Below are 9,152 nucleotides of genomic sequence, written 5' to 3' on the forward strand. Positions count from 1 at the left end.
AGGCCGAGCACCGTGAACCCCCTCTCACCACCCGTCGCCCTGCCCGGGGTCTACACCCCCCAGGACGACACCGAGCTGCTGGTGCACGCCCTGGGGCGGGAGTCGCTCGCACCGCGGGCCCGGGTCCTCGACGTCGGTACGGGCACGGGCGCCGTGGCGCTGGCCGCGGCCCGGCGGGGGGCGCGGGTGACCGCCGTGGACATCTCATGGCGTGCGGTGATCAACGCCAAGGTCAACGCCGTACTCGCCGGGCTGCCGCTGAGCGTCGTCCGGGGGAATCTGCTGGCCCCGGTGTCGGGCCGGTCCTTCGACCTGATCCTGTCCAACCCGCCGTACGTACCGGGGCCGGAACCGGAGCCCGGCGACGGCGGCACCGGGCGGGCGGCGGCCGTACGGGGCGCCGCGCGGGCCTGGGACGCGGGGTGGGACGGGCGGCTCGCCCTGGACCGGATCTGCCGGGACGCGCCCGCGCTGCTCGCGCCCGGCGGGGTGCTGCTGCTCGTGCAGTCGACGCTGAGCGACGCGGAGCGGACACTCGCGCAGGTGCGGGCGGCGGGCCTGTGGGCCGAGGTCGTGGACCGCCGGTACGTCGCCTTCGGGCCCGTGCTGCGGTCGCGGACCACCTGGTTGCGCGACCGGGGGCTGCTGGGGGACGAGGGGGACGACGAGAAGGAAGAGCTGGTGGTCATCCGTGCCGAACGACCCTGCTGAGCGCCGTCGCATCACCCTCCAGCGCCCCGGCCCGCTGCTGGTCGAGGGCCCCGTCGAGGTCACCACGGAGGACGGGACGACCGTGTCCTCGGACCGCTTCCGCGTGGCCCTGTGCACCTGCCGCCGCAGCCGGATCTACCCCTGGTGCGACACCAGCCACCGGCAGCGCATCGGGGGCGGCGCCGACACCGGCCGCGGGCGCCGCACACCCGACAGCCCACCCGACCCCCGCTGAGCCGTCCGTCCGAAGGGAACCCGGCCGCCATGCACACCTACACGGGCAAGCAGAAGTCGTACTGGATCGACACCGCGCCCGAGGCGAGCCCGCACCCGGCGCTCGACGGGGACCTCGTCGTCGACGTCGCCGTGGTGGGCGCCGGCATCGCCGGGATCAGCACGGCGTGGGAACTCGCCAGGACCGGCCGCACCGTGGCGCTGCTGGAGGCCGACCGGGTCGCCGCCGGGGTGACGGGCCACACCACGGCGAAGGTGAGCGCCCTGCACACACTCATCTACGACCGGCTGCGGCGCCACCGGGGCGCGGAGGCCGCGCACCTGTACGCGCGGTCGCAGACGGCGGCGATCCGGCACGCCGCCGCGGTGGTGGAGGAACTGGGCATCGCCTGCGACTGGGAGGAGACGGAGGCGTACACGTACGCCGAGGACGAGGGCCGTGTCGACGAGCTGAGGGCCGAGGCGGAGGCAGCACGGGAGGCCGGACTGCCGGCGTCGTTCGTGACGGAGACGGGGCTGCCGTTCCCGGTGGCGGGGGCGGTGCGGGTGGCGGAGCAGGCGCAGTTCCATCCGCGCGCCTATCTCCTCGCGCTCGTCGACGACCTCGTGCGCCGGGGTGGTGCGGTCCATGAGCAGACGCGGGTGACGCGGCTCAAGGAGGGCTCCCCCTGCCGGCTGACGACGGAGGCGGGGTACACGGTGACCGCCGGGGACGTCGTGGTCGCCACGCACTACCCGGTGTTCGACCGGGCGCTGCTGTTCTCCCGGCTCTCCCCGCGCCGTGAGCTGGTCCTGGCAGCGCCGATCCCGGCGGACGCCGACCCGCACGGCATGTACATCACGCAGGAGCAGCGCACCCGGTCCGCGCGCACCGCCCCGTACGGGGACGGGCGGCGGCTGCTGATCGTCACCGGGGAGCACTTCACACCGGGCACCGGCAATGTGGAGGAGCGGTTCGAACTGCTCGCCGAGTGGGCCGTCGAACGGTTCGGGACGCTCGACTTCACGCACCGCTGGGCTACCCAGGACAACGACTCCACCGATTCCGTGCCGCTGGTCGGCCCCTTCCACGCGGGCAGCCGGCACACCTGGGTGGCGACCGGGTTCGGCGGCTGGGGCATGAGCACCGGCATCATGGCGGGCCGGCTCCTCGCCGACGGGATCACCGGGCGGAAGGCGCCGTGGAGCGATCTGTACGACCCGCGCCGCATCCTCAGCGCGGTCCGGGAGGCGCCGAGCTTCCTCAAGCACCAGGCGCGGGTCGCCCGGCACTTCGTCGGCGACCGGCTCTCCCCTGCCTCCGACACGTCCTTCGACGCGATCGCACCGGGCGACGGGGCGATCGTCCGGGTGGGCGGCCACCACTGCGCGGTCCACCGCGACGACGACGGCGTCCTGCACACCCTGTCCGCCCGCTGCACCCACCTGGGCTGCCTCGTCGCCTTCAACCGCGCCGAACGCGCCTGGGAGTGCCCCTGCCACGGCTCCCGTTTCGACCCGGACGGCCGCGTCCTCCAGGGTCCGGCGACGAAGCCGCTGGAACAGCGGGACATCTGAGGAGCGCCGTGTTCCCGCCGGGGACGACCCGCGTGACCACCCCCGGCGGCGGGCAGCCGCAGGACGTACCGATCGACGAGCGACGAGTAGGGTCCGAAGACATGAAGCTTGCGTTTTCCACTCTTGGTGTGCCCGGTGTTCCCGTGTCCGAGGTCGTGCGGCTCGCCGCCGGGCACGGCTACCACGGTGTCGAGTTGCGCGCCCATCCCGAGGAACCGGTGCATCCGGGGATCGGGAGCGCGGAACGGGACCGGGTGGCCGCCGAGTTCAAGGCGGCCGGCGTGGAGATCCTGGGGATCGCCGGGTACGCGAAGGTCGCGGCGCCGGGGGACGACGGGCCCGTGCTCGACGAGATCCGGGACCTGCTCGACCTGGCGCGGGACCTGGGCGCGCCCTTCGTCCGCGTCTTCCCCGGCGGCGACCCGGACGGCGGGCAGAGCACGGAGGAGGCCGACGCCGTCGCGGCCCGGCGGCTCGGCACGGCGGCGGAGGACGCGGCCGACCGTGGGGTGCGCGTCCTGCTGGAGACCCACGACTCGCACCGCACCGGCGCCGACGCCATCCGCGTCCTCGGCCCCGTCGGCCACCGCAACGTCGGCGCGGTGTGGGACGTCATGCACACCTGGCTGGGCGGCGAGGAGCCCGCCGAGTCGTACGCCGCCCTCTCCCCCTTCCTCGGCTACGTCCAGGTCAAGGACATCGCCTCGGCGGAGGACACCACCCCGCTGCCGCTCGGCGCGGGTGCCCTCCCGCTCGGCGAGTGCCTGGACGTGCTCACCCGCAGGGAGTGGGACGGCTGGCTGTGCTGGGAGTACGAGAAGCGGTGGTACGAGACCGCCGCCCCGCTGCCGGAGCTGCTGGCGGCGGGCAGGGAACACCTCACGCGGCTGCTCAACGACGCGGCTTGAGCGCGGCGTGGGCTCGTGACCGGGTGGGGTCCGGTCACGAGCCCGTGGTGCCGCTCTACTTCCGCAGCGCCACGGCCATCTGGGCGTCGATCGCCGCCATCGTGGTGAACCGCCCGTCGCCGATCGCGAAGTTCGGGTTCGTGTGGTTCTGCGTGGAGTTCCTGGCGGTGGTGGACAGGTTCTCCCAGTTGTTCTCCAACTGCAGGCCCGACACGTGGAACTCGTTCTGGCCCGAGCCGTTGCCGCTGACGGCGGACGAGGACCCCGCGAAGAAGATGCCGCTGTTGCGCATCGCCTGGCCGACACGGTAGGAGATGAAGTCGAAACGGGCGCCCTCGGCGAAGGCCTGGACGAGGATGAGCAGGGCCCGAGCCTGGTCCCGGCTGTTGTTGGTGTTGGACAGGTCACTGACCGCGCCCTGGATCGACCCCATGGTGATGCCCATGGAACCGCGGTCGATCTGACCGGCGCGCTCCATGTCGCTGTAGTTGAGCCAGTTCCTGTTCTGCGTGGCGCCGTTCTGCCCCGGGAGCGTCGTGGGTCCGGCACCCATCCGGTAGTACACGCCGGTCCGGTTGTTGCGCCAGCCGGTCACGTACAGGTTCCGCGCGTTGAAGACCAGAGTGATGTTGCTCTGCCCCACCGCCAGCGTCACGTCGAAGAAGTCGTTGCCCCCCTGCGTCAGGACGATGTTGTTGTACAGGCGGGTGCCGCGCAGCCGGCCGCGGATGTCGTTGATGATCCCGTCGTACCTGCCGGCGGCGGCGCCGCCGGCGAGGCCGGTCAGGTCGTAGCTGAAGCCGTCGGTCGGTACCAGGGCGTTGGCCAGCTGGACGTTCCCGCCGAGCGACGTGTGCTGTGCCCCCGTGGTGAGGTCGCCGCCCGTCCCGGCGACGAGGACGGCTCCGGCGAGCGCGGCCGGGATGACGGCCGAGGTGCTGATCCTGCGGATGAGGTGTGCACGGGACATTGCTGTGCTCTCCCTTGCGTGGTCGGTGCGGACCGGGTGTCGGCCCCGCTGACCTCGACACTGGCAAGGGAAAAGTTGATCCGAAGGCCCCTTCCGCGGCCGGATCAATCATGTGGGGTTGATCGCACCCGTCGCTCGTCACCCGTAATTAACGCGGCCTTCATGACGGGCCTCCTATGGTCATCGCTGCCGGTGTCACTCGATGTCGCATTCACCCGATGCGCGGAGGTACGAGCCCATGGGGCGCCCCGAAAGACCACTGGACCCGTCGTCCGGGCCCATCGCGCGGTTCGCGCACGAACTGCGGCAGTTGCGCGGCGCCGCGGGCAGCCCCGCGTACCGGACGATGGCCCGGGCGGTCGGCTGCGGCGCGACAACGCTGTCACAGGCCGCCGCCGGTGAGCGGCTGCCCGTGCTCGCCGTGGTCGAGGCGTACGTCCGTGCCTGTGGAGGCGATCCGGACGAGTGGCGGGAGCGCTGGGAGGAGGCCGAGCGGGAGGTCGCCGGGGCCGAGGTCGAACCCTCCGAGGCGGGCCCGGCGCCCTACCGCGGTCTCGCCCGGTTCGAACCGGACGACCGGCATCTGTTCTTCGGCCGGGACCGGATGCTGGACGAACTGGGGAAACTGGTGTGCGAGCACCGGTTCGCGGTGCTGTTCGGGCCCTCGGGCAGCGGCAAGTCCTCCCTGCTGCGGGCCGGCCTGGTGCCACGGCTGCGGGAGCGGCTCGCCGGACAGCACTCCCCTGCCGTGCTGCGCATCCTCACCCCCGGGGCGCGACCCGCCACCACGTACGGGCATCTGCTGAGCCCGGCACCGGGTGAGCCCGAGAGCTGGGTCCTCGTGGACCAGTTCGAAGAGGTCTTCACCCTCTGTTCCGACTCGTGGGAGCGCTCCCGGTTCATCGAGCTGCTGCTCGCCGCGCGCGCCCCCGACAGCGGGCTGCGTGTGCTCGTCGCCGTGCGCGCCGACTTCTACGCGCGGTGCGGTGAGCACCCCGACCTGGCGCGCACCCTGAACGAGGCCGGTCTGCTGCTGTGCCCGATGAACGGCGAGGAGCTCCGCGAGGCCGTCGTCGGTCCGGCGCGGGCCGCCGGGCATCTGGTGGAGCGGAGGCTGACCGCGCGTCTGGTGGAGGAGGTCCTGGCCGAGCCGGGCGGGCTGCCGATGCTCGGGCACGTCCTGCTGGAGACCTGGGGCCGCCGCAAGGGCCGGATGCTCACCGTCGCCGGGTACGAGGCGGCGGGCGGGCTGCGCGGCGCGATCGCGGCGACCGCCGAGGAGGTGTACGGGACCCTGTCGCCCGGCCAGGCGCGTGCGGCCCGGCACCTGCTGCTGCGGATGGTCGTACCGGGGCAGGGGACCCCTGACACCCGGCGTCCGCTCCCCCATGAGGAGCTGTCGCAGTGCCCGGACGGGCAGGTGGTGGCGGAACGGCTGACCCGCGCCCGGCTGCTGACCGCCGACGAGGACGGGGTGCACCTGGCCCACGAGGCCCTGATCAGCTGCTGGCCCCGGCTGCACGGCTGGATCGAGGAGGACCGGGAGCGGCTGCGCCACCACCGGGCCCTGTCGGAGGCGGCCCGCGCCTGGCGGGAGGACGGCCGGTGCCCCGGCGCCCTGTACCGGGGCGCCCAACTGGCGCGTGCGCAGGAGCTGTTCACGGACCCGGCCGCCGATGCGGCGCTGACCGGGTCGGAGGGGGACTTCCTCACCGCCTCGCTGGAGGCGCGCCGCGCGGAACGGCGGGCCGCGGCCCGCATCAGCCGCAGGCACCGCATCCTCACCGGGTCGCTGTCCGCCGTGCTGGCGATCGCCCTGCTGACGGCGTTCGCCGTGTGGCGGGAACACGACGACAACGTACGCCGGCGCACCCAGGACGCGGCCCGCCGTGTCGCCGAGGTCGCCGACACCCTGCGGACCACCGACCCCCGCACCGCGCTGCTGCTGGGCGCCGCCGCCTGGCGGATCGCCCGGCTGCCCGAGACCCGCCGGGCGCTGCTCGGCTCCCTCACCCAGCCGGAGTCGGCCATCTTTTCGGACCCGACTCCCGGTGACGACCCCCGGCGGCTGCTGACGGACGCCGGGCGCACCCTGGTCAGCGCCGGCGACGGCACATGGCGGAGCTGGGACGCGGTCACCCACCGCCGCACCGGCGCCGGGCGGCTGCCGCAGGGCCGGGTGACCGTGGCGGGCCCGCACGCGCGCGTACTCGCCGTCAGCGGGCCCGGCGGCACCCGGCTGTGGGACACGGCACGTGGCCGCTGGGCCGCCGGCTCCGCGGTGCTCCCCTCCATGTTCGACGTGCGCTTCACCGACGACGGCCGCGCCTATCTGGCCGCCGACGAGCACCGGTTGTGGCTGGGCTCGGTCGCGGACGGCCGGGTGCTGTTCGAGGCCCGGGTCGCGGGCACGACGGCCACTGCCGTCAGCGCGGACGGGCGGTACGCGGCGGCCTGCCCCGACGGGCGGGCGCCGCGGCTGTGGGACACGGCGACGGGCCGCGAGCTGACCGGCGACTGGGGACGGGCCCGGCTGTGCCGTCCGGGCATGGCCCCCTTCGCGCTCGGCGCCGGCCGGATGGCCGCCGTCGCCGACGGCGAGGTCCAGGTCTGGGACCTGAGGACCGGCCGCCTCGTCGCCGACCTGGACGACCCCGGCACGCACGACGTCGCCCTCAGCGCGGACGGCGCCTTCCTGGCCGGGGCCGGCGTCGCCGAACTGCGGGTGTGGCGGCTCTCCGCGCCCGACGCGCCCGTGCTGCGGTACTCACTGCACAACCAGAGCGTCCTCGGTGCCCCGTACTTCGCCCCGGACGGCCGCACACTGCGCTACCTGGAGAGCCGCACGGTCCACACCCTCGAACTCGGCGCCGCCGTCACCCACGACTGGCGCCCGGTCGCCCAGGACGACGTGCGGCTCAGCCCCGACGGCCGCACCTACGCCACCGCCGAGCGGACCGGCGGCCACTACGTCGTCCGGCTGCGCGCCACCTCCGACGGCCGCGTGCTGCACACGTTCCCCCCGGCTCCCGTCCCGGTCTCCACCGAGCCGGACCAGCCCGTCACCCCGACCGACGTCCGCCCGCTGCTCGTGTTCAGCACGGACGGCACCCGGTTCGGGTACGGCGTCTCGGCGGCCGGGCACGACCTGACCGGCCAGTCGTTCACCGTGTGGGACGTACGGCAGGAGCGGGCCGTGAGCACCCTCGACCTGCCGGGCGCGTCCGTGACCGCCGCCGCGCTCGGCCCGCGGGGCCGCAGCCTCCACCTGATCCGCCTGGCGGGCGGCGACGACCCCGAGACGGCCGAGGTCTGGGACACCGCCACACGGCGGCGTACCGCGCTGCCCGGCGGACCGACCGGAAACGCCCCGCTGCTCCGCGGCGACGGACGGCTGCTCGTCGACGGCGGCACCGTGGCCCGGCCCCCGTCCTGGCGGGCGACCGGGCGGGACCTCGTCGAGGGCGGCCCGGTCGCGGCGCTGGCCTTCGCTCCCGACGGCTCACGGCTGGCGGCCGGGGACCTGACCGGCCGGGTCGCCCTGTGGGACGGCGAGGCGCGCCACCGCGCCGGTACGCTGCCCAACATCTTCCCGCCGCCGGTCGAGGGCCACCCCGAGGGGGAGGCGGTGACGGCCCTCGCGTTCAGCCCCGACGGGCGCACCCTGGCGGTCGGCGGGGACGACGGCAGCCTGCGACTGTGGGACGTGCCCACCGGCCAGCCGATCGGCGGACCGCTCACCACGCCCGGGGAGGCCGTCTACACCCTCGCGTTCGGCCCGGACGGCACGACGCTGTACGCGGGCAGCGCCCATGTCCCGTTGCAGCGGTACGACCTCGACACCACCCGAGCCCTGGCACGGGTGTGCGCCCGCGCGGGCGGATCCGGCCCGAGCCGCTCCCAGTGGCACACGTACGTACCGGACGCCCCGTACCGGCGGGTGTGCGGAACCGCGTGAAGCGCGCGAGAAAAGGGCCGCGACGGAACGTAAAACACTGGCCTGAGCTTGAAGAATCAATGTTCACGGGGATTTTGACCGCGAATCAACACCGAGCCAGACAAAGCCGATCACCCTACGAGCCGATACCGACAGTAACTCGCGGAAAACAGAGCGCCTCGGCCTTTCCTTATCGCAGACTTACCTCCCGCACTCAGCCGCCTCAACTGGCCAAGCACCGGGGGGATTTGGCATATGCAAGGCACGGTCGACGGATTCAGTTACGGCGCGGTCACTCCGGTGGCCGCCTACATCATGGCGTGCCTCGGCGCGGCGCTGGGACTGCGCTGCGTCGTCAGGTCCGTCTACAACGAGCGTTCCTGGAAGCCCGGTTGGCTGGCCCTCGGCGCGGCCTCGATCGGCTGCGGCATCTGGACGATGCACTTCATCGCGATGATCGGCTTCCGGGTCGAGGAGAGCCGGATCCACTACGACGTCACCCTGACCGTCCTGAGCCTCGCCGTGGCGATCGTGGTCGTCGGCATCGGCGTCTTCGCCGTCGGCTACCGGGGCGTCAGCACCACCACCCTGTGCACGGCCGGCGGCGTCACCGGGCTCGGCGTCGCCGCCATGCACTACCTCGGCATGGCCGCCATCCAGCTCAACGGCTACATCGAGTACGACATCGCCGTCGTCGCCCTGTCGGTCCTCATCGCCATCGTCGCCGCGACCGCCGCGCTCTGGGCGGCCGTGTCCATCAGCGGCTTCCTCACCAGCCTCGGCGCGAGCCTGGTCATGGGCGTCGCGGTGTCCGGCATGCACTACACGGGCATGG

7 protein-coding genes are annotated in these 9,152 nt (G+C 73.7%); 6 read left to right on the forward strand and 1 reads right to left on the reverse strand.

Going from position 1 to position 9,152, the window contains the following annotated elements; translation table 11 throughout:
* Nucleotides 1-12: 12 nt before the first annotated feature.
* From AOK23_RS04605 to AOK23_RS04620, 4 genes are all read left to right on the forward strand, one after another.
* A complete protein-coding gene (locus AOK23_RS04605) occupies nucleotides 13-711 on the forward strand; it encodes a HemK2/MTQ2 family protein methyltransferase (protein ID WP_055711463.1) in 699 nt (232 codons plus the stop codon).
* Nucleotides 692-946, forward strand: a complete 255-nt coding sequence (locus AOK23_RS04610; RefSeq protein ID WP_055711459.1) for a CDGSH iron-sulfur domain-containing protein — start codon at nucleotides 692-694, stop codon at nucleotides 944-946. Before AOK23_RS04605 ends, AOK23_RS04610 begins: the two co-directional genes overlap by 20 nt.
* Nucleotides 947-975: 29 nt before the next feature.
* A complete protein-coding gene (locus tag AOK23_RS04615; RefSeq protein WP_055711460.1) occupies nucleotides 976-2,502 on the forward strand; it encodes an FAD-dependent oxidoreductase in 1,527 nt (508 codons plus the stop codon).
* Between the two features lie 101 nt (nucleotides 2,503-2,603).
* A complete protein-coding gene (locus AOK23_RS04620; protein WP_055711464.1) occupies nucleotides 2,604-3,410 on the forward strand; it encodes a sugar phosphate isomerase/epimerase family protein in 807 nt (268 codons plus the stop codon).
* 55 nt (nucleotides 3,411-3,465) lie between these two features.
* Here the strand turns inward: AOK23_RS04620 and AOK23_RS04625 are convergent, their stop codons facing one another.
* The gene (locus AOK23_RS04625; protein WP_055711461.1) at nucleotides 3,466-4,380 is read right to left on the reverse strand and encodes a ribosome-inactivating family protein; all 915 of its coding nucleotides are present in this window, start codon (nucleotides 4,378-4,380) and stop codon (nucleotides 3,466-3,468) included.
* Nucleotides 4,381-4,618: 238 nt separating this feature from the next.
* Here AOK23_RS04625 and AOK23_RS04630 point away from each other — a divergent pair, with 238 nt between their 5' ends.
* Nucleotides 4,619-8,338 carry an nSTAND1 domain-containing NTPase gene (locus AOK23_RS04630; protein ID WP_055711462.1) on the forward strand — a complete coding sequence of 1,240 codons (3,720 nt, stop codon included), beginning with the start codon at nucleotides 4,619-4,621 and terminating at the stop codon, nucleotides 8,336-8,338.
* A 234-nt stretch (nucleotides 8,339-8,572) separates the two neighbouring features.
* Nucleotides 8,573-9,152: MHYT domain-containing protein (locus AOK23_RS04635; RefSeq protein WP_276205712.1), on the forward strand; the 580-nt coding region annotated here is incomplete at its 3' end.

The sequence above is a fragment of the Streptomyces torulosus genome (assembly GCF_001419765.1).
Taxonomy (GTDB): Bacteria; Actinomycetota; Actinomycetes; order Streptomycetales; family Streptomycetaceae; genus Streptomyces; species Streptomyces torulosus.

What these genes read in the sequence shown, in the direction of transcription:
- AOK23_RS04615 (WP_055711460.1), top strand. Translation starts at nt 976, where the DNA reads ATGCACACCTACACGGGCAAGCAGAAGTCGTACTGGATCGACACCGCG.
- AOK23_RS04630 (WP_055711462.1), top strand. Translation starts at nt 4,619, where the DNA reads ATGGGGCGCCCCGAAAGACCACTGGACCCGTCGTCCGGGCCCATCGCG.
- AOK23_RS04625 (WP_055711461.1), bottom strand. Translation starts at nt 4,380, where the DNA reads ATGTCCCGTGCACACCTCATCCGCAGGATCAGCACCTCGGCCGTCATC.
- AOK23_RS04620 (WP_055711464.1), top strand. Translation starts at nt 2,604, where the DNA reads ATGAAGCTTGCGTTTTCCACTCTTGGTGTGCCCGGTGTTCCCGTGTCC.